We start from the raw sequence: 23571 nt of genomic DNA on the forward strand, positions 1-23571 counted from the left end.
TTTGCGCCCGACATAACAAAATAACCTATCCTATATTTTATGAAAACCATTACCATTCTGGCTGCAATGCCACTTCTCATGCTCATGGGGAGTTGTAAAAAAACCGAAACCACTAAGATCATTTCCACCGGTCCGATTGATTACAACGCTTACGCAAATGGAGGTGTTCATCTTGAAATCGTGAACTCCGATCCTGCCACCTACAATGACGATGAGTTGTATGTTGGGGTCATGGGCGCCACCACCGGCTCGAATTCAACCAGTGCCTACATTGATCTGAAAACCGGCAAGACCGTGCCATTGAACAATCTCAGCGCACTGCCGCAGGTAGTGAATCCAAACAATCCAACTGACGGGGGTAAGTTTATCGTCATCGGCACCAAAATGTCTGACATGCCTGTAAACCCTGCCACTGGCCGTCACTCCATTCCTCTGCCTTTTATCCAGAGCGGACGGATCCTGATGTCTATCGGTAAGCCAATCTACTATTACATCAACCCGGGAGGTACCAGTTTAGCAGCACCTACCAAAAGCACCAATCCCAAGGATCAGAACTACGGTACCGTATTCGATTTCATGGAGTTTACGTATTACTCTAACGGTACTGCGGCCAGGGTATATGCAAACACGTCCCGTGTGGATGAATATGCGATCTCTATGGGCTTTGAACTCAATGCCCTCCAGGGAAAAACAGGCACGGTACAAAGAGCCGGTGAGCTCATGACAAAGCAAAACACGATCCAGGCATTTTTGAATTTCCCGAAGCCGGAAGCGTATAATCAGTGCTACAGGAGTTTCTTCCAGGACATCATCAATCCGGGTGGGATCACAGATGCTGCGGGTAATAAGATCTTTACCCAGACTGCCGCCTACGCGCAATTTCAAACCTATATTGACAGCATCTGGCAGAATTACAAGACGAAAGATCTGTTGCTGGTATTAGGCACTAACAATGTAGGTAAGACAGATGCTGATTTGGTAATTAAAGGAAGAGTAGACGATAACAACGTTTTCAATTTCACACAAACGACAACTGTCAATGGAACGAAGGTAACAAAAGCTGGTACCTTACCTATCAAGCCAACGACTTCAGATGTATTAGGTGGTACTGCCAGTACTGGGGCTTTTAATAATTCAGCACTGGATGGAAAGGCAGGGCATGAACTGGATAATTCACTTCGTGTCACCTTTGTAGCAGCATTAAACCGCCACAGCATAGTAGCTGATGCTGCAGAAGGGAAGATCCAGTATCCGGAGGATGTGTCTAATTTCTATAAGCATGCGCCCTATAATTATTATGCGGCATTCTGGCATTCACAGGGTGTTTCCTATAATAATCTGCAGTATGCATTTTCTTATGATGATGCGGCCAACCAGTCATCTACTATTGTAGGAGACAATCCTGCATATTGTACATTGTATTTTGGACCGATTATCAGCAAGTAAAAGATGCATGAAAGAGGGAATTGCCCAGGGGCATGAAAACCTTTTTCAGAAGAATTATTTTCAGCGGGTATAAGCCTGGTTTTAAAAAATAAAAGCCTTCGGATCGTTTTGATCTGAAGGCTTTGTTATATCACTCCATTTTCAGACTCTTCACCGGGTTCATGAAAGCAGCTTTCATTGCCTGCCCGCCTACAGTCAGCAGCGCCACCAGCAAAGCCAATACCCCGGACAATAAAAAGATAGAAACGTCAATGTGTACACGGTAAGCAAATGAATCCAGCCAGCGGTTCATTGTCCACCAGGCCAATGGCCAGGATAACAGGGTAGCGATCAACACCAGCTTCATAAAATTACCTGACAGCAACATGGTCACATTATAAGCAGATGCTCCCAGCACCTTTCGGATGCCCACCTCCTTAATACGTAATTGAGACGCATAAGCCGATACGCCAAACAATCCCAGGCAGGAAACAAAGATGGCGAAGAACGAAAAGACCCTGAACAACTGCATCATCCGATCTTCCGAAAAATACAGGCGGTTCAGCTTATCGTCCAGGAAGGTATAAGTAAATACCGCATTCGGAGATAATGCCCTGATCTTTGATTCCAGGAACTGCAGCGTTTGTTCTGCCTTTCCTGGCCTTGCTTTCACGACCAGGTAATTCGTACGGAAAGGTTTATATTGAATCACCAAAGGTTCTATGGGTGCATGCAGGGAAGCAAAGTTGAAATCTTTGATAATACCTACCACGGTGCCTGTATCTGTATCTAAAATAAATGATTGGCCAAGCGGCTCTTTCATCCCCAGGTTTTTCACGGCCGCTTCGTTTAATATGAACTCATGGTGTTGAATATTGGGGAACTGGCTTTGAAAATCCCTGCCAGCCAATAAAGGAATATTTAGTGTAGCCAGCAGCGTTTCATTTGCCCACATCGCACGTACAGAAAATTCCTGCACGGGGGAAGCCGCATTTAAAGGCACCATATTATTGATACTAAAACGCTCTCCCGGCAGCGTAGAGGTAGTTGTAAAATTGGCAATACCGCTGTTTTGTTGCAGGTCATGCATCAATGAACCAAAATGCTCCCACATATTTCCATACATGGTCACGGCTATCTGTTGTTCTTTGTCAAAGCCCAGGTGCTTGTGATGGAAGAGCTGCAGTTGCCGGTACATGACCAGTGCACTGAAAATCATGAATACGGAGATGGCAAACTGGAAGATAATTAATCCTTTCCTCACGGTATATACCGGCGAAGCCACATCCCGCTTACCTTTCAAGGCAGGCACCGGTTTAAAACTGCTGACAAACCAGGCAGGATAAGCACTCGCCAATAGGCCTATCACGACTACCGATAGTATTAAAATACCGAGGTTAGTGAATGAAAGCAATTGATCAATACGGAGTTGCTTACCGCTCAGGTTATTATAAACAGGGAGAACGAGTGCAAACATCAGGAGGGCCAGTACAGCGGCTATCAGGGTGATGATAAATGATTCGCCCAGGAACTGCCGCATTAGCTGTGGCCTGGAAGCGCCGATCACTTTCCGCAAACCAATTTCCTTCATGCGGTTAAATGCCTGTGCGGTAGAGATATTGATAAAGTTCACCGCCGCAATCAGTAAAATAAACAAAGCGGCAATGGAAAAGACATATACATAGGTAATGCTGCTGTTGGGACCCAGCTCCTTCTCCATATTGGAGTGTAGGTGTATATCAGTAACCGGGATAAGACTTAGTTTGCGACCTGCCAGCACCTCCCCGGCAGTTTCTCCGCCAGCCGTATAATACCGCACCATAAAATTGAGCAATTTGTCGTTTATGCTAGCCAGTGATGCCCGGCTGTTCAGCACTAAATAGGTATAAAAAGCATTCCAGGTGCGTCTTTCCAGGGTATTTTGATCCACGTAATGTTGGAGGGTATTCATAGAAAGCAGGTAGTCAAACTGCAAATGCGTAGGAAAAGCGGGTTTGCTTACAACGCCTGTTACCTTTAGCGGCAACTGTGCTACATCGTCCATGATCACCTTGCCCAGGGGATCTTGCTGGCCAAAATACTTATGGGCCATCTCTTCGGTAATGACAATAGCATCAGTGGCAGTGAGTGCAGTGTTCGCATCTCCTTTTACAAAGTGAAGATCAAAAGTGTTGCTGACATTGGCATCAGCAAAGAAACCTTGTTTTTCTTCAAATCTATTTGTAGCGTAGCTGAGAACCTGGTTAGGGTAAGGGCGGTAAAAACGGGTAACTGCTGCAACTTCCGGAAGCTCCCGGGCCATCTGCAAACCAATAGTTGGCGCAGTGGCCGCCCATTGCCGGGTATCTTCGCCCTGGCCATGCAGGTTTAACCGGAAGAGGCGGTCGGCTTTCGTATAGCCTTTGTCATACCGCAGCTCTTCCTTTACATGGAAGATGATGAGCATAGCACACATTAAACCCACTGCCAATCCCAGGATGTTGATGACAGAGAACAGGGTATTTTTCCGGAGATTGCGCCAGGCAATCCTGAAATAACTTGTAAGCATAGCTGATGTGTACTAAGAGAGTGCCAATCGGTTTATGAACTGAGGTTCAGTTTATTAAAAGTAAGATATAATTGAATGTGTTCAGTTTTGGGTGATATATGTGTCCGGTATTGAACATAATATACTACCTGGGAGTGGGCTGGTGTCACAGCCAACAATCCCTATATGAAATTCCAGGTACTTCCAATCCAACTTTTAAGAATGCATGAAAGGGCTAGGGTAATGTGGTCCATCATTGGGTCGGGTACCAGTTTGAATTTTCATTTTCTAAGACCAACCCGCTGCTGGTGTAAATGTTTTACTTTATTTTTTTGCAACACTGTATCTTTTACGACAGAGAAGTATTACTTTTGCAACACTGTTGCGCAGCAATGCCTATCGTCATGGGAAAAAAGACTTTAGGCGTTGTGGTAGTACGAGCTTCATTATCAAGTGTGTTAAAAACGGGAATAGCTTATGAATACTGATTACAGGAGCAGGTGGGATGCCATTGGCATTGTGGCTTCTTTTGCCTGTGCCATACATTGTGTTTTACTTCCACTGATATTTACCACCCTCACCTTGTTTGGCGTTGAATTCCTGGAGAATGTGTACCTCGAAACATTGACGATACTGGTGTCGATGTGTGCCGGATCATGGGCGCTTTTCAGGGGATTTAAACACCATCATAACCGCACTTTAATCATTATCTTCTTTACGGGCCTTACATTGATGATAACGGGCAACCTGCTGTCTTTTCATTTTGCTGAGATCATCTGCAAACTGGCGGGCAGTACGCTGATCATCATTGCTCATCTGAAAAATGTACGGGAATGCAGGCATGAGTAATTCCAAAAACCCTTGTACCAGAGTAAATTGTTGCTTACATTGCTGCCCGCAATGAATGCGGTGCTGCAGGTATGGAAGGATGGAAAGGGGGAATGGAAAATACGGTGGCATATAACATAGAGGTGAAGGAATCTGCATTGCGTCAATGGCTGTATGATTTTTTAAAGTTCATACAGTATGTAATGGACATGGATGAGTGCTTATTACATGTTGGAGGTATTGGAGGAATGGAAATGAGCAATTGAATGTAGTGGAAATTGAGTTTGAAGCGGATGGCGTATGAAAAATTCGAGTTTGAAGAAAAATAGATTTAAGTAAAATAAAATGACGACCCAGCTACAAACCAAACCAGTAACAATAATTACTGGTTTTTTAGGTGCAGGAAAAACCACCTTTCTGAATGAACTGCTGATGGCGGAAAAGAAAGGAAAATACGCCATCATTGAAAATGAATTCGGTAAAGAATCGATAGACGGAGAACTGGTTATGGAGATCTCGGACAACATCTTCGAGATGAGTAGCGGCTGCCTGTGCTGTAACCTGAATGAAGACCTGGTAGACCTCCTGATCGATCTCTCAAAAAAGTCAGGGAACTTCGAAGAACTGATCATAGAAACCACCGGTATTGCCGATCCTTCGTCAGTGGCGCTACCATTCCTCATTGATCCGCTCGTTAGCCGTTATTACCAGTTACAGCGGGTGATTTGCCTGGTGGATGCGCGGAACATTGCCCACGAACTGGCAACTACCGAAGAAGCGAGAAAACAAATCAGTTTCAGCGATGTGTTATTGATTTCCAAAACTGATCTCGTTACTCCTGAAGAGCTGGCGACCTTGCAAACCCTGCTGAAAGATATCAATCCATTTGCAGTGATCTTATCTGGTACAAAGGAACATTTTCCGCACCAGGAAATAATGGCCTATACCAGGAATCAATCAGAGCATTACAACGGAGAAGAGCAAACCAAAGAGAAGCATCACCATAGTTTATCATCGCTGACACTCACTTTTGATGAGCCGTTTGATATTCCTAAACTGAAGCATACCCTGATGGTGTTTATGGCGGTGCAGTCGGCAGATATATACCGGGTAAAGGGGATTGTGTATGGATTTGGAGAGACAGAGAAATTTGTACTACAATCAGTAGCGGAATACCTGGCCATTGCACCGGGTAAACCATGGGAAGATGGGGAGGTGAAGAGAAGTAAAATTGTGCTGATTGGTAAGAATTTAAAAATGAAGGGGTTTGAGCAATTGCTCTCACATGCATTATATGCAGCGCCAGGAGAAGGTAGTGAATCGTTTTAAATTTAATTCATCCGGCCGCGGGCTCCTTCCCAGATCTCCCTGTTGTTGTCGTTGGCAACTACAGGGGGATTCAGTTACATCCCCCAAAATAAACTTTATAATTAATCCTCCTGAATTGGCTACCTTTAGGATCGTTAACTACACAATAAGCGAATGAGATTGATCAGGAAAATAATAGTGGTTTTATCGATACTGGTGATTGCAATAAGTAAGGCATTCCTGTGTCAGTCTAATTTCACTAGTCTCCTGGATGAAATCTACACCAATCCCGGCAGGGATTACCTCTATCACAATCTCTTTCAACCCTCTGTACTTCAGCATTATAGCGCACCTGCAACCATTCAGCTGGTGGCCATCGGTCAAACAGGTGTACAGGCTGATTTTCATTGGAATGAATTGGTATTACCGCCTTTAGTTTCCAGTACGCCTGTGCTGACTGTAAAACAGGCATACCCGCAGCAAAGTGATGTGCTGTCCACCAGGACATTACCGGGTATATTCTTTCGTGGTCCTCCCCTGACCTGATACAATCAATCGTGTTAATCCATTTTGTGCCGACTTTACGTAGCACAGCTATTCTATTCATTTATTAAGGAACAAACCATGTATGTATCATATTTAAAGTATGAGCCAATAGCGGCTATGCTGCTGTTTTTGGCGTCCTATGTTTCAGCGAATTACGAGTTTTCGGACGAGGGTGTGGAAAGGGAGTCTGATGAGGGGATTGTTATCACTTACGATACGACGAATATAGCGGCGGATGTGTTGAATACGCTATCTGAGAGGATTTAAGATTGGAGGATGTAGTTCTTCTACAGAACAGCGCCACGCTTTCCAATAAAAACGTACCATCCAGCCGGTCGCAATAACAGCGATCGGCTTCTTTTTTTTGAAAAGAGTTTTCATTCCCGCTAGTGAATGCCATCTCCTGAATGTTCAATTGCCACCACTATTCCCCTGGCAAACCTATTCCAGCTGCACTTCCCGCACCCGCTCATTCCCCGGCAAATCCACCGCCACCACGATCACCGTTCCTCCCGCCGGCAAAGCTCCTGCCTGGTAATACCAATGCACGCCATTCCTGCCTGCAAGCGCCCTCCCTCTCTCCTGCACAACACCATCGGCCCCCACTATCCTTACCTGCACTTCCGCTACCCTAAATTCATCCTTCACCTCCACCACCACGGTCGTATCTTCAAACTGGATATTCTGTATCTCCGGCGCATGATACGCGTCCTTTACCGCCATATTCCAGGCGTTCTGCCCCGGTCCGGCCAATGACTTATAATAGGCCTTCAGCTCCGGATCCTGTAATATCACCTTGGCATAAGCCGCAGCTACGCGCATCTTATACCTGGCCTCCAACTGTTTGGTAGTCGGCCTTTTATCGGATTTTCTGCGCTTCTTAGCCACTATAATCTGGCCATTGCGCTTGTAAATAGTTATTTCATTGCCAAGGCTTCCCTCGACACATTGCAGTAGAATACTGTCTTTAATCAAAGCCATAGATTTGATTTTTGGGGTATTGAGGATCAATGTTAATCCTGCTATCAATATTAATTACTCCAGGCAAACTGAAGGGGTCTCATCAATTTGAATGTTATAATCAATTTACGAAATTCCTATGAATAATCAGTCTGTCTTTTAGTCTAAATAAGCATTAAAATGTCACTTTTAAGTCAGTAGAAGGACACTTCAATATCGATTTGATATATAAGTGTCCTTTTACCGTCCTTATAATGTCGCCATTATATACTATCTCGCCTATTGGAAAGAGGGTGCCCCGGTATTGATCGCGAACTCCCTCTTCATATCGCATGCTATCTCACCTAATGAAAAGAGGGTGCCCGGTATTACTCCGGAACTCCCTCTTCATATCGCATACTATCTCACCTAACATAAAGAGGGCGCCCCGGTATTAATCCGGAACACCCTCTTCATATCGCATGCTATCTCACATAATGCAAAGAGGGTGCCCCGGTATTGATCCGAAACTCCCTCTTCATATCGCATGCTATCTCACCTAACGCAAAGAGGGTGCCCCGGTATTACTCCGGAACTCCCTCTTCATATCGCATACTATCTCACCTAACACAAAGAGGGCGCCCCGGTATCACTCCGAAACTCCCTCTTCTTAATATGATCCCCTATTACAGCTTAATGATAATAACAGATATACGCTACTTCTGTCTCACACACCACCTCAAATGAGGTATTAGCCCCCACTTCAAATGCATCCCCCTTTTTATGGTGCAGCCATTCCCCGCCACTCACCTTTGTACTCATCTTCCCGGTAATCACTTCCATCACCTCCGGAGCGCCGGTATTAAATACATAGGTTCCCTTTTTCATCACCCCCACAGTTGCCTTCCCTTGCTCCGTTTCAATACCCAGGCTCTGTACTTTCCCCTCAAAATATACATTGTGCGACACCTTATCTGCCGTATTCGAATTACTCATAATTGTGACTATTTTTTTAGTGCCACTAAATTAATTTTTTCATTGACAGTAATTTGTAAAAAATGAAAAATCTACTCCCCTGTCACAAAAAACTTGTTGCAACAAACCTGGAAGTCCTAATTTCGGCCTTTATACTATTAACCCTAAGAAAGACCCTCTTAGTTTTCGCAGTAAGCTCCTTGTTTGCCCTGGGCTTTTTTCTATTCTACATTTTCTTTCTTAATTCACACCTACACGCTCTGCTATCGCCGCTTTCATTTTATCATAACTCATATCAATATCCGTTGGTGCATAATAAACAAGATTCCCCTTCGTATCAATCACAAAACTTTGCGGTAAAAAACTAACATGAAACTGCCTCCTGAGATCATCATTTATAATCTGCACCCAATCCATTCCCTTTTCTTTTATCATCTCCCTCGCCTTATCCTCCGGAGAACCGGAACAAACAGAGATGATCTCAAACTGTTCCTTTGGATATTGTGCTTTCAATTCCTTTAACATGGAAATCTCCTGAATACAGCCCGCACAGAAGGTTCCCCAGAACACCAGCAACACCGTCTTCTTACTATAAATATCAGCAAGGGATACACGATTATTATTGATATCTTTTAAGGTAAACAGTGGCGCTTTTCGCTTGATTTCCAACCCCTCTCTTTCCAATAGAAAATTTTTAATAAAAGCACCCTGCTCACTCTCCCGGAAATTTGCAGGGAAGATCGTCGCAAACTTTGACAATAACTCATCAGGGGCTAATTCATACATCGCCTCCCTCATAAACAGGGAAAAGGCAAAATATTCATTCGAATGCTTCGTGATGTACGCCATTCTTTGTTTATACGCAAGGGTTCTTGCTGCTCTCACCTTTTCAATTTCAAGCGGGTTGGTATATAATTTCTCATCACTTCCTACCCGGTCATGTATTTCTCTGAAATTCGCAAATGCATCCTTAATAAATTCTGCTGATTCTGCCGCTTCCTTTTTATTATCCTGTGCATTCACCAGGGTATATTTACTAAAAGGATTTTCTCCTGCTGCTGGTGCAGAGATCTTTACAGAAGCAGGTAGATCACTGGCATACACCTTTAGCGAATACCACTTCTCTCCTACCTGTCGCTCTGCCAGGATCTCTGCAAGCACGGTATTATAGCTTGCTGAAATAGTGGCCCTGTTTCCCTTGATGATGGCTGAATCAGGTACCATCTCTCTTTTATAAATATCCCAGTGATAGAAGGAGATTTCTTTTGCACTTGTACTATCAGGCAGTATAAAGGTGACCTTGAATTGCTTTTGCCCAAAGACCAAAACGGGAACTAAAAATAAGGTTAGCAAATAAATGGTTCTTTTCATGATGACGTGTTTGAGGCAGGAAGATAGCGGATGAAATGTTAGTATATCGTTAATGTTGGCCGCAAAGAACCCGGACTGATCCCTGTCATAAAAAAGAACTTGAATCGGAAGTTAACAGCCCCGATGCATCTTGTTCATATGTGTAATCCAGCTTATTCCGTGTACGTATACAGAATAGCCTGGACAGATCAATTTTAAAAGAAAAATGAGCTTGTATCAAGAATAAAAACACCTCTTGAAAATCGTTTAAAGACTTCCATCGGGAACCCGAATAAAAACATTCATGAAAGAGGGAATTCACCAACGGTAATGAAAACCTTTTTCAGAAAAAAAGGGGCTGTATCGTCCTTATGATACAGCCCCCTTTTTTTCAATATTTTGCACCCCTATTTCTCCAGCTTAAATCCTTCCACGATCTTTGGTCTGTTCGCCGCATTTGCCACGCTAAAGCCAGTGGCATACATCCACTTCGTCATCTTCGTGAGCTTCCCTATATTAATAGTCGCCGCTTCATCAGCTGGTGTATGATACAGCGGATGTGTCAGTGTGGTAAAAAATATCGCAGGAATATTCTTCCTTACATAAGGCAGGTGATCACTGCGGAAATAAAATCCTTCAAAATGAGTAGCCTTATCCCATGCTGTATCCAACTTAAATTTCGGTCCTTTCTCATTTTCTGCCAGCGCAATACTCGCCAGGTCTGATGAATTCAGATGAGGCGGTGTGATACCCAGCAAACCCGCACTATCCGGGGAGTTCATACCGATCATATCTGCGTTCAATACTGCCACCAATGATTGCGCCGGTACTGTAGGATGCTCCGCATAATAATAGCTGCCCAGCAATCCGCGTTCTTCCGCACCATGCCATACAAACAAAGCGCTGCGCTTAGCCGGCAGTTGGTGGAATGCCCGGCCTATCGCCAGCAATGCTACACAGGCAGTGGCATTATCATCAGCCCCATTCAATATTGAATCTTTACCCGGCTCTACTTCGCGCACCCCATCATGATCTGTATGCCCGCTGAACAATACATATTCTTTGGCCAGTGCAGGATCAGTACCTTTTACTTTTGCCACCACATTTACAGATGGATAAGTAAAAGCTTCGCCATATATATTCGCCTGGAAGGTCTGGTTCGGTGTACGCACCAGGTCCAGCGCTTCTTTCTTCACCCATACGATCGGGATATCCTTCAGGAATTGCCTGGAGGGCCTGCCGTCTATACGATAGGTACCGCGGGTACGGTCAGGAATCGCCCTGTTCCATGCCTGCTCCGCCCTGTCATCTGATACAAAGAGGATTGCCTTTGCTCCTTTGTTTGCCAGCTTCTGTGCCCAGTCACGCACCACAAAGGAAACATATCTCCAGGGAATCACTTTGCGCGGATCGCTCTGGCCCTGTTCTGTAAATTGCAGGGCTACCACCTTTCCTTTTACAGCAGCTTCATCTGCATTATCAGGGTTTGTGACATACACGATCGGCGCATCTACAGCGGCAAAGCAAGGCTCCCATACGATCACATCTTTCCAGAGATCAAAGGTGCGGTTACCAATTTTAACAGTACTGCGATCGCTTACACGCTCACGAACCAATGAATAAAACTGGAAATAGGTACCATCATCGCCTGCTGGTTCCAAACCTGCTTTACGCGCCTGTTCTGCCACCCACATGGACGCTTTCAGTTCATCCAGGGTACCTGCTTCTCTCCCCCTGAAATGATCATCCGCCAGGGTAAACAGGTCCTTCCTGATCTCTTCCTGCTGAATAGCTGCGATGGCGGTGCCTTTCGATTGTGCATATGCCTGCCCGCCGGCGCATAAGATCGTACTAAGGAAAAATGAAATGAATAAATGCTCTTTTCTCATGCGGTATTACTATTATATGATTAACTGCCTGCAAAATTACGGAATCTGGCTCCAATGAGAACAGCACACAATTTACTACCGTCATCACCTGTTCACCGGCCGTACTTAAGACTACATATAACTGGCATCATCCGGGGCCGGGTTTTATGAAAATAACCGATACCGGGTTGGGGAACACGCAATAAGTTAGTTCAAATAAAATACATTTAAAATCAATGTGTTATAAAAGTATTGGTGTAAAACTTACAATTATCAGTTCTGTATTGAATTAAATGCAATGAAAAAGATAAAAAAGTACTACACCTGTGTCATAAGTTAGCATACATTTACGTAGTTAACTATAATAAAAGGAATGCCACGTTTTTCAACGATCACCTGCTAACGGACGGGTACAGAGAAACCTGCGAGCCTGATATAAAAGACTACAATTCTAAATTCAATAACACTTATGAAAAAAATTCTCCTACTGGTTGCAATAGTCGCAACATCATTCTATGGTTACACCCAATCGATCGATCAAAAAGTGGAGGCACTCCTAAAGCAAATGACGCTGGAAGAAAAGGCAGGGCAGATGACCCAGATCAGCGTGGAAGCCTTTTTGAAAACCACCAATGGCGTATTGAACGAACCCCATGAATTTGATATGGCAAAGCTGGAAATGGCCATTAAAAAATATAAAGTAGGTTCTATTTTAAATGTCGGCGGCAACGCCCAAACGGTAGAGGTATGGCGGAAAAGAATTGAAACCATCCAGCAACTGGCCCTGCAGGAAAGACTGAAAATCCCCGTACTGTATGGTATAGATGCCATCAGGGGGAATAACTATACTTTAAATTCAGTGATGTTCCCACAGCAGATTGCGCAGGCAGCGTCTTTCAATCCTGCTATGGCTAAGAAAGCAGCTGCGGTGACTGCTTATGAAACCCGCGCTTCCTTTATTCCCTGGAATTTTAGCCCGGTACTGGACCTCGGCAGACAACCCGTTTGGCCCCGCATCTGGGAGACCTACGGCGAAGATCCGTACCTGGTAGCAGAAATGGGTAAAGCGGTGATACAGGGATACCAGGGAGATGCCCTGGTGACTGACAAATACCATGTAGCTGCCTGTCTCAAACATTATCTGGGTTACAGTATGCCACTGAGCGGCCATGATCGCACTCCAGCCTGGATCCCGGAGAGAGAACTGAGAGAGTACTTCCTGCCACAGTTCGCAGCTGCCGTAAAAGCAGGTGCAAAGAGTGTAATGGTGAACAGTGCTGAGATCAACGGACTGCCCGTGCATGCTAACAAACATATACTGACCGATATACTGAAAGGTGAATTAGGATTTAAAGGGCTCGTGGTGAGTGACTGGCAGGATATTCAATACCTGTACCAACGCCACAGGATCGCGAAAGATAATAAAGAGGCCGTTATGATTGCCATCAATGCAGGGATTGATATGAGTATGGTGCCGACTGATTTCACCTTTACCGAAGCATTGATAGCCCTGGCAAAAGAAGGAAAGATCCCGATGACCAGGATTGATGATGCAGTAAGAAGGATCCTGAAAGTGAAATATGAAACCGGACTGTTTGAAATGCCGGTGGGCAACGCGAAAGACTATCCGCTGTTTAACAGTGCTGCCCATAACCAGCTGAACTATGACCTGACTGCAGAGTGTATCACATTGCTGAAGAACACTAATAATATCCTCCCTTTGAGTGTAGGTAAAAAGATCCTGGTAGCGGGTCCTTCTGCTAATTCAATGCGTTCTTTGAACGGTGGATGGTCAAGGATCTGGCAGGGTATCACCAGCGATGAAACCGAAAAAGATAAGAACACGATCTTAGAGGCCATGCGGAATGTATTTGGAGCAGGGAATGTGGAATATAGTGCCGGGGCTGATTTTGATAAGACACTGGACGTGAAAGACGCTGTAGCGAAAGCGGCGAATGTAGATGTGATTGTGCTTTGCATTGGTGAAACCAGCTATACCGAAACACCCGGTAATATCGGGGATATCAGGATCTCTGATGCCCAGATAGAACTGGCGAAAGCATTGGCAGCTACTGGTAAGCCGATTGTGTATGTGCTGACAGAGGGTCGTCCAAGGATCATTTCTGCCATCGAGCCATTGAGTGCCGCAGTGATTCACGCCTACCTGGCAGGGAATGAAGGTGGAAATGTAATTGCGGATGTGCTGGCGGGTAAGATCAACCCTTCCGGTAAACTGCCATATACATATCCAAGGTCTACCAATAGCCTGGTGAATTATTATCACAAGTATACAGAGACCTTGCAGTTTGACGAGACAGCGGGGTATAATCCACAGTGGGAGTTTGGATTTGGTTTGAGCTATACACAGTTTGCCTATTCAAATCTGAAACTGAGCAGCGAGGTATTGAGTGCTGCTACCAAAACGATCACTGTAAGTGTAGATGTGACCAACAGCGGGAAAGTAACGGGTAAAGAAGCGGTGTTATTGTATGTGAGTGATGAGGTAGCGAGTATAACACCAGAGGTTAAACGCCTGCGTGGGTTTGAGAAGATAGAGCTGAAACCGGGTGAGACAAAGACGGTAAAGTTTGCGATTGATAAGGACAGGCTTTCTTTTATCAACTGGCAGTTGCAACGGGTGACAGAAGCAGGAGATTTTACAGTGAGCGTGGGTGGATTGAAAGCTGGATTTAAATACGAGTAGTTTTTTATTGTTTATTTGTAAAAAAATGGGCTGTCTTCTAAAGTTAGAGACAGCCCATTTTTATTTGGGTTCCTGACGGGAGAGAAAACTTTTTCAAGCCATTCTTAGGACCTTCATTTTACTCATGATACAGCTCCTCTTGCATTAATATCATACCTGTTTATTTAAAATCTAAGCAGCTTCGCCTGCTCAGGAATAATCAACTTCACCTGCAAGGGATTATAGGCCTTCAGCTGTTGCGGGATCAGCTGCTCCCTGTTTCCACCTGGTTTTATATGTGTAATTACCACCGGGAAATCCTTCAAAGCGGACGCTCCTGCCAGTGAAGCCAGGTCCTGCAATTCCGACATCAGCCAATGAGGCGTCAGGTGTCCGAATAACAATTTATCTGCTTGCTGATTGGCAAAAGATACTTCTATAAACAGGCCCTTCAATTGTTTGGATTTCAGCAAGGGTGCTACCTGTTGCCATAATTGATGTAGTTTGTCAGCATGCTCGACGGAATCTGCCCCTGTATCACCCAAATAGAGCACATAGGCCTCATTATGCCTTACAAGGAAAGCGGTACTCTGGTATGGGCTGGAATGTGCCAGCGGGAAGGCAGTCACCTGCATGCCTGTATTTTGCAATGGCGCTTCTATTCCAGGGCTTAGCTGGGTATAATGATACTTGTTCAGCAAAGGCTTCTCCCCTTCGTCCGCAAAGTTCGCCCAGCTCTTCCAGCTGAAATATTTATCCTTCAGGATATCCAGGCAATAATCCAGGCCGTAGATCTGCTTGGTACTATCATCCGGAGAATTGATGACCATCCCTGCCAGGTGATCCAGGTGCCCGTGGGAGATCAGGAATCCCTTTATATTTCTTTTTAGTACATCGGCAGCATTCCCACTTAACAGTTTTGCGTGTATCGCTTTTTCGATACCGTAATGCAGGGTGCCGGCATCCAGGCATACATAGTTATCACTCCCCACGGGAGCGATCATATAGGCGGACAGGTTACTTTCGTCCGTACCGCCCTTCACACCCAGGGGGATGACCTGGAAGGATGTTTGTGCATATGCAAACTGGGAAAATACGATGGTAAGTGCAGTGAATACAGACTTCATGATTATTTTTTTAATAAGGGGATAATATGCTCCCAGTTCAATGCTTTTGTAAAGTACAGGATAATTCCCTCCAGAAATATTTGAATGTATCCCGGGCTTTCTTATAGGCCGCTAACATGGAGGGGCTGTCTCCTTCAACAAAAAAGATTCTTTCGTTACTCATGGTTCCTGCTAAAGTTTGAGCGGATAAATTTAATTACACAGTTCTAAGGGATGGAAATTACATAAAAATTAGAAATTGTACCTTTATTTACATGTCTAACGAACCCACTTTCCTGGAGCTGTATTCGCAGCATAGCAGTTTGCCAATGCGCCTGATCACCCCGACTTTTGGGAGGATCCCTCCGGACCGGCTGGCGCAATTCGGTCTTACTCACCGGAAGCCACATTATTTCCTGGTGTTCATGCTGGCGGGGCATACCAGTCATGGGATAGATCTTAAAAGAATCGACATCAGGGCGAAGGAATTACCTAGGGAAAGAAAATAGGTGTGGTAAGATCCCGTTTTCGCTTTTTTGAACAATTTTTATATCTTACTATTTTAGGGTTGTAAAATAACGTATCGAGCAATCCAAAAAGCTATTTATAGGCAATCTTGTAAAAATCCGTTTCTTTGTTATAGTTAACCAGTAGGCTACTGTTTCGAAAGATCTTTTCAGCCTATCCTGCATAAGATATCTTGTATCATATACCTATCGTCTGGGATTTTATAAACTGTTTAAAAACGCAACAAACTGGCCAACTAAGTTTGTTGTTTACATTAACTGACGGCAACCTAGTGCAAAAAGGAATACCGATAAAACTGATTGGCAGACATCTTAAAAATAAGCATCCAAGCAGTCCGACAATGAAGATTAAGTGTTGCTAATCGGACTAAACTTTCACTATTGCATTTACGCCATCCGGCGAAAGCTATGTATATTTGGCCAAGAGGCTCAAAAAGGAACGATCTGTAAAAATTATACCCTTTTGAAAAAAGCGTACAATAGCAAAAATACAAGCATTATGCGCAATTCCGAAAACTACAAACTACGAAAGTGAGTTACAGTTACAAACAAAAGATTTTTGCGGACTTCATGCTAAAGAAAATTGGCATGAGTAACTCTGCTGACATAGAAGCTTACCTGCAACATTTGGAAAAACTTTACGGACGAATGGTGAGTTTTCCAAGCGGTCGGTATTACAGCGGGATTGGCTGGCAATATTCAGTAAGTGATTGCATTGACTTAATCAAAGCTGAACTTGATTTAAAAAAGTCACCAAAGGCAATCAAGTTAGCGAAACAAAAAACATCATTTTCGGCTACAGACATAGCAAATTATGAATACTGTCCGGCAAGCTTCGCGATTAGTAATTCATTCATAATTGAACAACCTTCAGGCGAAGAGTTCACCGAAACTGGCAAAATAATGCACGAGCAACTACTTGCTGCAAAAACCACTTGGCAAGAAGAATATGGAGTGGATTTTTCATCTAATGACTTGGACGGTTCTCCTTTTCGTTCAAGTCGGCTCATCTTCTCTGGACATCAAGATCAAGACCGAAAGTTTGTAAATGGCAATTGGGTTGGTGTACCAGACTATATCTTCCAAGATAAAGAAAACAACTATTTTGTCGTAGAAGAAAAGTTTCACTATAAGCGTGACCCAGCAAAGAACGAGGGTTTTGTTGGGAACGATAGTCAATGCGGACTAATATACGATGAACTTGCAGCGAAAGAAGCAATGAACGAACAAGAGCAATGGTCAAAATATAAAGGATATTTCTTCAGTAACCACATTGTTCAGGTTGTTTCCTACATAAAGAATTTGTTAGATTACCCTATTAAGTACGGCTATCTTTTATATTGGTATTACGACAAAAACAATGACGAACCATACATACACAAGGTTGTTGGGAAGTTAATTAATCTTAACGACCAAACAGAAGCGCTTTACAATAATGCTGTAAATGGTGTTCAACAGTTGAAGCAAAACGGAAGTTCTCCCTTTCAAGTCGATCGACTGAACATGCGGAAATGTGCAGGATGTGTCGTCAATAAATACTGCGGACACAAAACGAAGCGTTATTCAAATCTGACATTTCCATATGAACCGAGCTTCTTGAACTTATTTTTTGCTACTTTCCCTGATGAACTACGAAAGACGACTCTTTAGAACTAAATGCCCAACAAATGACGGAACAACTACCCTAACAATTTCGAGAACATAAAGTATTCGGACAGCTCATCAAATAAGTTGATTTTTATAAATCGCTGTAAGAATTAGTAATGAATTGGGGAGACACAAAGAACAAGATCAATTATAAAACATGAAACGTATGTTTACTCATCAAAGCAAAGAACATTCGCATCAATCCACGAAATTTGCTCAAAGGATGGATAAACGATTATTATTCGCTTTTGCGAGAGTTTTCCGACTGACAATGCGGGGGCTGAGTCAGGCAATCAGCCTACAAATCGAGTTTGGGGGAATTATCCTGGACCCGCAGGGGAATACACGGATGGGGCTTTCGATGGCGGGGAAAGTCAACAGGAATGATTATGGAATTACGTTTAGCAGGCTGTCGGAGACGGGAGAAAAGTTATTGGGCGAAACGGTGAGTATTATTGGTAGTGCAGAATTTCTGGAGGGTTAAAGCCCTCCAGAAATAATCGTATATTTCATTCGTATAGTCGTGTGCAAAATAAAGTTTGTAAACCTGCCTATTTCAACCGGTTCCTTTCATCCTCTGCACCAAATTCTTTCTCTTCTTTTTTCAATCTAAAATTACCAAACCTGTAACGCAATCCTATATTCAAGCCCATTTCACCAGCATCAAATACCCTGTTTTGAGCAATGCCATTCAGCATGCACCTGGACTTAATAATATTAGTATTAAATACATCACTACCACTCAGATCCAATAATAAATGCTCATGCATCAGGATGAAACGCAGGCCCACATCCAGATGAGAATATGCCTGGAGGTTATAGACATTTTCTACACTGGATGAATTGTATGCAAATTCGCAGGAGCCTAAGATGGTCCTGGAGGAATTCATAAATACCTCGTTTTCGATAGCAAGGTTGTAATTCCATCCTTCTGAGGAAGGTACAGTACCTGCTACCAACATTTTGCTTTCCTGGTATGTCAGTGAGCCCTGGATGCTGCTTTCCAGGTTCTTTATTTTATCCAGCAAATAGAATACATGCAGACCGATCAGGTTTTTGTTGTAGGCATTCTTTACCATGATAAACTGGTACTGATTATCTGCTGTCACCATATTCAACTGGGTGATGCCATCATTCTCCCTGCTATAAAAAATACTGGTATGCAATACACCGGCGTAATTGTGAGACAGCTCTACATTGTGCACATAGGCCGGTTGCAGGGTAGGATTACCGTTCACATAAGTATACTCGCTCACCAGCCAGCGGAAAGGGTTTAGCTGGAAATACGCCGGGCGATCCACTCTTTTGCCATAAGTCAGGGAAAAGCTATGATCCTCATTGAGCTTGTAATTGACATATACGGTTGGGAAGATCTTAAAATAGTCCGTATTCAGTTGTGCGAATGTTTTATCATAACCGCCTTTTAACTCCGTATATTCACCACGTACCCCGAACTGGTAATCCCATTTTTTAAAAGCGTGTTTATAACTCGCAAATACGGCCTGCGTATTTTCCCGGTAGTAAAATAAGTTAGTCTGGTTGGAATCCAGCTGCCAGGCATCCTTCTCCCAGTTGGCAAAGGACACATCATCTTTATTTTCTGTAAAGCTCAATTTTGCCCCGTAATTTAATTCCCCGTTGCTAAGTGGGAAAATAAAGTGTGCATTGATTGTACCGATGTGGCTTGACTGAAATCCTTTTGACAAAGACTTATGTTCGGGATCAGAAATGACTACCTCGTCAGCGTCTTTGGTTATACTGGAAAAAGGCATGTCCTTCCTGGCGCTATAGTAAATATAGTCGGCTGTGAGGATCATCTTCTTTTTGCCGGCGGCATCAAAGTTATGCGTGAACTGGGTATTGACAGTATGGTTATTGACTGTTTGTTTTGTAAGACTGCTGGATGTCAGTGAGGAGTCCAGCTTTTCTTCTTCATTAAATATATCCAGTTTTGATTTTTGCAGCATGTTGGGATGCTGGTAAAATCCGGTATAATCAAGGCTGAAATTGCTTTTTTCAGAGAGTTCCTGGTCGAGGCCGAAATTGCCTGACAACTGGCGGTTATACTGCCGCTCAGGTTCCTCAGATTCCCATTTCTGGGAAGGGTAATGAATGGTGTTCTCAATGCATTGCTCGTAAGAGCCATCTCCCCAGTTCAAACCGGCATTAACCTTTGTCTTCGGCCTGGTGTAATAAAAAGAGGTACCGGTCTTATACATGGGGAATTTGGTTTGCTTGAATTTCATGTATACATCTCCGTTATATCCCAGGAGGGCACTTTTTTTCATCACGATATTGACCAGTCCATAATTCCCTGCTGCTTCGTATTGGGCAGAGGGGTTGGAAATAATTTCGATGTCAGCGATGTCAGATGCCGGGAGATTTTTCAGGTAATTCATCAATGCATCCGGGGGTATGTGGGAGATCTTTTCATTGATCATCAGCGCTACGCTCCCCTTCCCTACCAGCCGGATCTCATGGTCATTGATGGTGATGCCGGGGGTATTTTGCAGTGCGGTATAAGCATCCATCCCTTCAGACATGATACTTTTCTCTACGTGAAACACCAGTTTGTCGCCCTCGATCTCAACCAGTTTTTTCCGGCTATTAACAACGATTTCTTTCAGGCTTTTTTCTTCAGTCAACTGGAGATTGATCACCGTATCCTGCTGGGGCAAGTGGCCAATTTCCTGCCTGGTATAGCCAATGGCGGATATAAGGATCTTGCCGCCACCGGCAGGCATCCCTTTTATTATATATCGCCCCTCACTATCTGAAATAGTTGTATTAATTAAAGAGGTGTCTTTAAAAACATGCAGGGTAGCAGATTCTATGGCCTGGTGTTTTTTATTGGTAATCTGCCCGGAGATAGTCTGGCAATAAGAAGTTTGTAAAGTAAGAAACGGAATACAGGTTATCAATAACCTAAACAGTGCTTTCATGTTCGCAACGTATAATTAGAAGGTTAAAGGTAAAACCAATGATTCCCCAGAAAAGATGATCACAATCAGCGGAGCTTACGCTATTATCGCAAAAAAGGCGTAATCCTTGTCAGGTTCCGTGCGGACTTAATGATTGATTTTAGTTAAGCTGATAAGCCCGGAATTCGTTATTTTAGCGGAGCGATTGCATTAACCCATGAATCCCAATACCCTCAACCTGACATTTGTTTTGAACCCTATAAAACCGCCCCATGAAAAGACAGCTACTTTTTACATTATTCCTGTTTTCAATGTGTACCGTACGTGCGAATACAGCTCCGCATAATGATTTGCGTCAGTATTTGTCGCGTAGCGAGTACTTTATTAGCTGGCACAGTCCTGCTGGTATGTATGAAAGTCCGAACCGGAAGCACCGGCTGCGTGCCTCGTTTAGCGGCCAGGCAATGGGCATTAATCCCCAGGGAGCCGGGGAATGGTCATTTAGTCTTGCATTGAATGCAGATGACCATGTTCTTTATAGACCGGTGGCACAACCAATGGTGCGGATGGAGGAGAATACGATACGGTTTAATCATGCTGATCAGTTTACGGTGGCGTATGTAAACAGTAAAGCAGAAGGACTTACTTCCCGGGGGCATGCTATTTTATACGGATTTATTCCACTTGGGGAATGTGCCAAAAATATCCTGGTGTTGTCTTAGTAAATTTTTCTTTAACACATCAGGACAATCTTTGTGTTCAGCATCGTAGGTTACGTACCAGTAGATATTTAATGCTTCGATATTCTCCCGGATCATTTGTTTTTTCCAGGCGATATGAGCGGGGGTTTTGCCAAACTGGTTAGCATTGACGATTTCATCATTTAAGCCTTCCATTTTATTGGAGAAGCTGCCGTCCTTTTCAAGCTTGCCTGAATGCCCGATATAGATCATTTCTACCCGACCTTTTTTGAGTGCATAGATAATGAATACCCCGCCTTTATCAGTGGGCGCATTGCTGACTGATTGAAGATTATTTTCTGGTGTAAGGAAGAAATGCCCCTGGTCTTTGTATTTATTTAAGATATCGAACATGATGCAAAGGTAGGATATAAATAAAAAGGAAGCACATCATGGGTGCAAACGGGAAGTGGTTCTGTGATGGATATAATAAGCGGCTGATGCATTTAAAAGAAAAATATGCGTGGCCGCATAAACAGGGGCAGTTTATAAAAGGAACGCATAATTGTTCTATTTACAGGCAAATAATGTTAATCATTGAAAGAGAAAAACGGTTTTGATTTAATTTTTCCTTAATTTAGAATTATCAAAGACACGATAGTATAAACGAAAAAACAGATCGGAGTTTTAAGAACGTATATTTTTAATTAAACCTTTGAAATGACTTACCTGGCTGTAACAGGATAGCCCAGGATTGACCCCGGAAATTTTAGTGCAGGAGTAATATTTTCTGCCGTAGGGGCACCTTATCTATAATAATGTACGATTAAATGTTAGTTCCATGAACATTCATTTCACCTTATCCTAATTATATATACTGCAGGCACAACCTATCTCCAGCATAGTCTGGCAGGTAATTCCATGTTAAAGGACTGCAAAAAACTGTTTTGTAAACGTCTAAAAATCTACGCAGCATTCAATGCATTTAACCGCTTCCTTATGCTAGATAAGAGGAATGGGGGTTGAATTGTAATTCTATACACACATTTTATTATTCACAAAAATTAAAAACTATGGATGGTTTTATCGGCGAAATCAGAGCTTTCGCCATGGATTACGTGCCTACAGGCTGGCTGCCTTGTAATGGCGCTACTTACACTATCATTTCTCAGCAGGCCTTATATGCAGTAATAGGGCTCTATTACGGTGGCACAGCGGGTCAGAACTTTAAGGTACCGGACCTGCGGGGCATAACACTGCTGGGAAAGAATCCGGCAGTAAGCGGGTATAATGTGGTAGGCGCTACAGGAGGTGCTGACACGGTTGCCCTTACTGGAAGTACTATGGCGGCACATAATCACCAGCTGAAGGGAGTAACCCGTACCGGTGCCGGGCAAACGACAGCAGCGCAATCACAGCCTGGCCCTACCGTTTATTTAACCAATGCTTATGCGCTTGGTACCAGTAAAGGTGTCATCGCCTATTCAAGCACTGTCGATACGAATGTGCAACTTGCGCCGCAAGCGATTAGCTATAACCGGCTGACACCAAACGTTACGCCTCACTCAAATGTGTCTCCTTACCTTGCACTCAACTATTGCATTTGCGTGGAAGGTTATTTCCCGGTTAATGGCAATTAAAATCATTGTTTAAACTTACCTCAAAAACATTACTATGGACAATTACCTCGGCGAAATCCGCATCTTCCCCTATTCCAGAATCCCTTCAGGATGGCTGCCTTGTAACGGACAGGAATTAACGGTAAATGGTAACCAGGCACTGTATGCTTTACTGGGACAAAAATATGGGGGAAATGGTACCACTACCTTCAGATTACCCAACCTCAACGGTCGTACGATAGTTGGCTACGGAGCCAGTGCAAGGGGCCCGGTTTTCCAACTGGCACAATTCGGTGGCACAGAAAAAGTAGCGCTTACTGATCCTACAACAATACCTCCACACATGCATTTGATGTATGGCAGCAATACATATAACATTGGAGGAGCTAACAACAATTACCTGGGAAATCCAAATGTACCAGCCAGCAGTACGCAGGCTGCAAAAAATACGGCACAAGTCAACCTCTATGTGCCTCCGGGCGCCGCTACCGTAGATTTTCCGGATGTAGTAGTCAGCACGGGAGCCGCAAACCCGCATGAGAACAGGATGCCTTACCTGGTATCGAATTATTGTATTGCCACTCTTGGAACCTTTCCTCCGCGCAATAATTAAACTGCATTT

Annotated in this window: 21 protein-coding genes; 13 read left to right on the plus strand and 8 right to left on the minus strand. The window is 43.7% G+C overall.

The features are described 5' to 3' along the window. Window positions 1-39 precede the first annotated feature (39 nt). Complete coding sequence (locus U0033_RS05775) at window positions 40-1446, plus strand: beta-1,3-glucanase family protein (protein ID WP_072364984.1); 1407 nt, start codon at window positions 40-42, stop codon at window positions 1444-1446. A 130-nt stretch (window positions 1447-1576) separates the two neighbouring features. On the opposite strand, the gene U0033_RS05780 is transcribed toward U0033_RS05775, so the two are convergent. Further along, entirely contained in the window at window positions 1577-3973 is a 2397-nt protein-coding gene (locus tag U0033_RS05780; RefSeq protein ID WP_072364985.1) for an ABC transporter permease, read from the minus strand. 456 nt (window positions 3974-4429) lie between these two features. On the opposite strand from U0033_RS05780, the gene U0033_RS05785 reads away from it, so the two are divergent. The 5 genes from U0033_RS05785 to U0033_RS05805 all read left to right on the plus strand — a co-directional run bounded on the left by U0033_RS05785 (window position 4430) and on the right by U0033_RS05805 (window position 6901). After that, a complete protein-coding gene (locus U0033_RS05785) occupies window positions 4430-4801 on the plus strand; it encodes a MerC domain-containing protein (protein ID WP_072364987.1) in 372 nt (123 codons plus the stop codon). A 71-nt stretch (window positions 4802-4872) separates the two neighbouring features. Continuing rightward, complete coding sequence (locus U0033_RS05790) at window positions 4873-5046, plus strand: hypothetical protein (RefSeq protein ID WP_177318716.1); 174 nt, start codon at window positions 4873-4875, stop codon at window positions 5044-5046. A gap of 79 nt (window positions 5047-5125) precedes the next feature. Continuing rightward, window positions 5126-6109 (plus strand): CobW family GTP-binding protein, encoded by a 984-nt coding sequence (locus U0033_RS05795; RefSeq protein WP_072364989.1) that lies wholly within the window; start codon window positions 5126-5128, stop codon window positions 6107-6109. A gap of 153 nt (window positions 6110-6262) precedes the next feature. Further along, complete coding sequence (locus tag U0033_RS05800) at window positions 6263-6634, plus strand: hypothetical protein (protein ID WP_072364991.1); 372 nt, start codon at window positions 6263-6265, stop codon at window positions 6632-6634. A 78-nt stretch (window positions 6635-6712) separates the two neighbouring features. Next, window positions 6713-6901, plus strand: coding sequence for a hypothetical protein (locus U0033_RS05805; protein ID WP_072364993.1), 189 nt, complete (start codon window positions 6713-6715; stop codon window positions 6899-6901). Between the two features lie 174 nt (window positions 6902-7075). On the opposite strand, the gene U0033_RS05810 is transcribed toward U0033_RS05805, so the two are convergent. The 4 genes from U0033_RS05810 to U0033_RS05825 all read right to left on the minus strand — a co-directional run bounded on the left by U0033_RS05810 (window position 7076) and on the right by U0033_RS05825 (window position 11787). Beyond that, window positions 7076-7615, minus strand: a complete 540-nt coding sequence (locus tag U0033_RS05810; RefSeq protein WP_072364995.1) for a hypothetical protein — start codon at window positions 7613-7615, stop codon at window positions 7076-7078. A 651-nt stretch (window positions 7616-8266) separates the two neighbouring features. Continuing rightward, window positions 8267-8569, minus strand: coding sequence for a pyrimidine/purine nucleoside phosphorylase (gene ppnP, locus U0033_RS05815; protein WP_072364997.1), 303 nt, complete (start codon window positions 8567-8569; stop codon window positions 8267-8269). 219 nt (window positions 8570-8788) lie between these two features. Next, window positions 8789-9919, minus strand: coding sequence for a TlpA family protein disulfide reductase (locus U0033_RS05820; RefSeq protein WP_083571835.1), 1131 nt, complete (start codon window positions 9917-9919; stop codon window positions 8789-8791). A 386-nt stretch (window positions 9920-10305) separates the two neighbouring features. Further along, window positions 10306-11787 (minus strand): M28 family metallopeptidase, encoded by a 1482-nt coding sequence (locus U0033_RS05825; RefSeq protein ID WP_072365001.1) that lies wholly within the window; start codon window positions 11785-11787, stop codon window positions 10306-10308. Window positions 11788-12235: 448 nt separating this feature from the next. Here U0033_RS05825 and U0033_RS05830 point away from each other — a divergent pair, with 448 nt between their 5' ends. Continuing rightward, window positions 12236-14470 carry a glycoside hydrolase family 3 N-terminal domain-containing protein gene (locus tag U0033_RS05830; protein WP_072365003.1) on the plus strand — a complete coding sequence of 745 codons (2235 nt, stop codon included), beginning with the start codon at window positions 12236-12238 and terminating at the stop codon, window positions 14468-14470. Window positions 14471-14634: 164 nt separating this feature from the next. On the opposite strand, the gene U0033_RS05835 is transcribed toward U0033_RS05830, so the two are convergent. Continuing rightward, on the minus strand, window positions 14635-15576 hold the full coding sequence (locus U0033_RS05835) for an MBL fold metallo-hydrolase (protein ID WP_072365005.1): 942 nt from the start codon (window positions 15574-15576) through the stop codon (window positions 14635-14637). A gap of 254 nt (window positions 15577-15830) precedes the next feature. Between U0033_RS05835 and U0033_RS05840 the strand changes: the two genes are divergently transcribed. From U0033_RS05840 to U0033_RS05850, 3 genes are all read left to right on the plus strand, one after another. Then, window positions 15831-16064, plus strand: coding sequence for a hypothetical protein (locus tag U0033_RS05840; RefSeq protein WP_072365007.1), 234 nt, complete (start codon window positions 15831-15833; stop codon window positions 16062-16064). Window positions 16065-16613: 549 nt separating this feature from the next. After that, window positions 16614-17732 carry a hypothetical protein gene (locus tag U0033_RS05845; protein ID WP_143150920.1) on the plus strand — a complete coding sequence of 373 codons (1119 nt, stop codon included), beginning with the start codon at window positions 16614-16616 and terminating at the stop codon, window positions 17730-17732. Between the two features lie 154 nt (window positions 17733-17886). Further along, complete coding sequence (locus tag U0033_RS05850; protein ID WP_072365010.1) at window positions 17887-18213, plus strand: YceI family protein; 327 nt, start codon at window positions 17887-17889, stop codon at window positions 18211-18213. 67 nt (window positions 18214-18280) lie between these two features. Here the strand turns inward: U0033_RS05850 and U0033_RS05855 are convergent, their stop codons facing one another. Beyond that, a complete protein-coding gene (locus U0033_RS05855) occupies window positions 18281-20671 on the minus strand; it encodes an outer membrane beta-barrel family protein (RefSeq protein ID WP_072365012.1) in 2391 nt (796 codons plus the stop codon). A 251-nt stretch (window positions 20672-20922) separates the two neighbouring features. Between U0033_RS05855 and U0033_RS05860 the strand changes: the two genes are divergently transcribed. Then, window positions 20923-21372, plus strand: a complete 450-nt coding sequence (locus U0033_RS05860) for a hypothetical protein (protein ID WP_143150921.1) — start codon at window positions 20923-20925, stop codon at window positions 21370-21372. On the opposite strand, the gene U0033_RS05865 is transcribed toward U0033_RS05860, so the two are convergent. Further along, window positions 21316-21744, minus strand: coding sequence for a hypothetical protein (locus U0033_RS05865; RefSeq protein WP_072365014.1), 429 nt, complete (start codon window positions 21742-21744; stop codon window positions 21316-21318). The two genes, U0033_RS05860 and U0033_RS05865, sit on opposite strands and share 57 nt — an antisense overlap. A gap of 659 nt (window positions 21745-22403) precedes the next feature. On the opposite strand from U0033_RS05865, the gene U0033_RS05870 reads away from it, so the two are divergent. Beyond that, the gene (locus U0033_RS05870; protein ID WP_072365016.1) at window positions 22404-22970 is read left to right on the plus strand and encodes a phage tail protein; all 567 of its coding nucleotides are present in this window, start codon (window positions 22404-22406) and stop codon (window positions 22968-22970) included. A 34-nt stretch (window positions 22971-23004) separates the two neighbouring features. Then, window positions 23005-23562 carry a phage tail protein gene (locus U0033_RS05875; RefSeq protein WP_072365018.1) on the plus strand — a complete coding sequence of 186 codons (558 nt, stop codon included), beginning with the start codon at window positions 23005-23007 and terminating at the stop codon, window positions 23560-23562. Window positions 23563-23571: the final 9 nt, after the last annotated feature.

The sequence above is a fragment of the Chitinophaga sancti genome (genome assembly GCF_034424315.1).
GTDB classification, from domain to species: Bacteria; Bacteroidota; Bacteroidia; order Chitinophagales; family Chitinophagaceae; genus Chitinophaga; species Chitinophaga sancti.

Bases quoted from the DNA above. Each gene is read 5' to 3' on its own strand.
- U0033_RS05775 (WP_072364984.1), top strand. From the start codon at position 40: ATGAAAACCATTACCATTCTGGCTGCAATGCCACTTCTCATGCTCATG.
- U0033_RS05780 (WP_072364985.1), bottom strand. From the start codon at position 3,973: ATGCTTACAAGTTATTTCAGGATTGCCTGGCGCAATCTCCGGAAAAAT.
- U0033_RS05785 (WP_072364987.1), top strand. From the start codon at position 4,430: ATGAATACTGATTACAGGAGCAGGTGGGATGCCATTGGCATTGTGGCT.
- U0033_RS05790 (WP_177318716.1), top strand. From the start codon at position 4,873: ATGGAAGGATGGAAAGGGGGAATGGAAAATACGGTGGCATATAACATA.
- U0033_RS05795 (WP_072364989.1), top strand. From the start codon at position 5,126: ATGACGACCCAGCTACAAACCAAACCAGTAACAATAATTACTGGTTTT.
- U0033_RS05800 (WP_072364991.1), top strand. From the start codon at position 6,263: ATGAGATTGATCAGGAAAATAATAGTGGTTTTATCGATACTGGTGATT.
- U0033_RS05805 (WP_072364993.1), top strand. From the start codon at position 6,713: ATGTATGTATCATATTTAAAGTATGAGCCAATAGCGGCTATGCTGCTG.
- U0033_RS05810 (WP_072364995.1), bottom strand. From the start codon at position 7,615: ATGGCTTTGATTAAAGACAGTATTCTACTGCAATGTGTCGAGGGAAGC.
- ppnP (WP_072364997.1), bottom strand. From the start codon at position 8,569: ATGAGTAATTCGAATACGGCAGATAAGGTGTCGCACAATGTATATTTT.
- U0033_RS05820 (WP_083571835.1), bottom strand. From the start codon at position 9,919: ATGAAAAGAACCATTTATTTGCTAACCTTATTTTTAGTTCCCGTTTTG.
- U0033_RS05825 (WP_072365001.1), bottom strand. From the start codon at position 11,787: ATGAGAAAAGAGCATTTATTCATTTCATTTTTCCTTAGTACGATCTTA.
- U0033_RS05830 (WP_072365003.1), top strand. From the start codon at position 12,236: ATGAAAAAAATTCTCCTACTGGTTGCAATAGTCGCAACATCATTCTAT.
- U0033_RS05835 (WP_072365005.1), bottom strand. From the start codon at position 15,576: ATGAAGTCTGTATTCACTGCACTTACCATCGTATTTTCCCAGTTTGCA.
- U0033_RS05840 (WP_072365007.1), top strand. From the start codon at position 15,831: ATGTCTAACGAACCCACTTTCCTGGAGCTGTATTCGCAGCATAGCAGT.
- U0033_RS05850 (WP_072365010.1), top strand. From the start codon at position 17,887: ATGAAACGTATGTTTACTCATCAAAGCAAAGAACATTCGCATCAATCC.
- U0033_RS05855 (WP_072365012.1), bottom strand. From the start codon at position 20,671: ATGAAAGCACTGTTTAGGTTATTGATAACCTGTATTCCGTTTCTTACT.
- U0033_RS05860 (WP_143150921.1), top strand. From the start codon at position 20,923: ATGAAAAGACAGCTACTTTTTACATTATTCCTGTTTTCAATGTGTACC.
- U0033_RS05865 (WP_072365014.1), bottom strand. From the start codon at position 21,744: ATGTTCGATATCTTAAATAAATACAAAGACCAGGGGCATTTCTTCCTT.
- U0033_RS05870 (WP_072365016.1), top strand. From the start codon at position 22,404: ATGGATGGTTTTATCGGCGAAATCAGAGCTTTCGCCATGGATTACGTG.
- U0033_RS05875 (WP_072365018.1), top strand. From the start codon at position 23,005: ATGGACAATTACCTCGGCGAAATCCGCATCTTCCCCTATTCCAGAATC.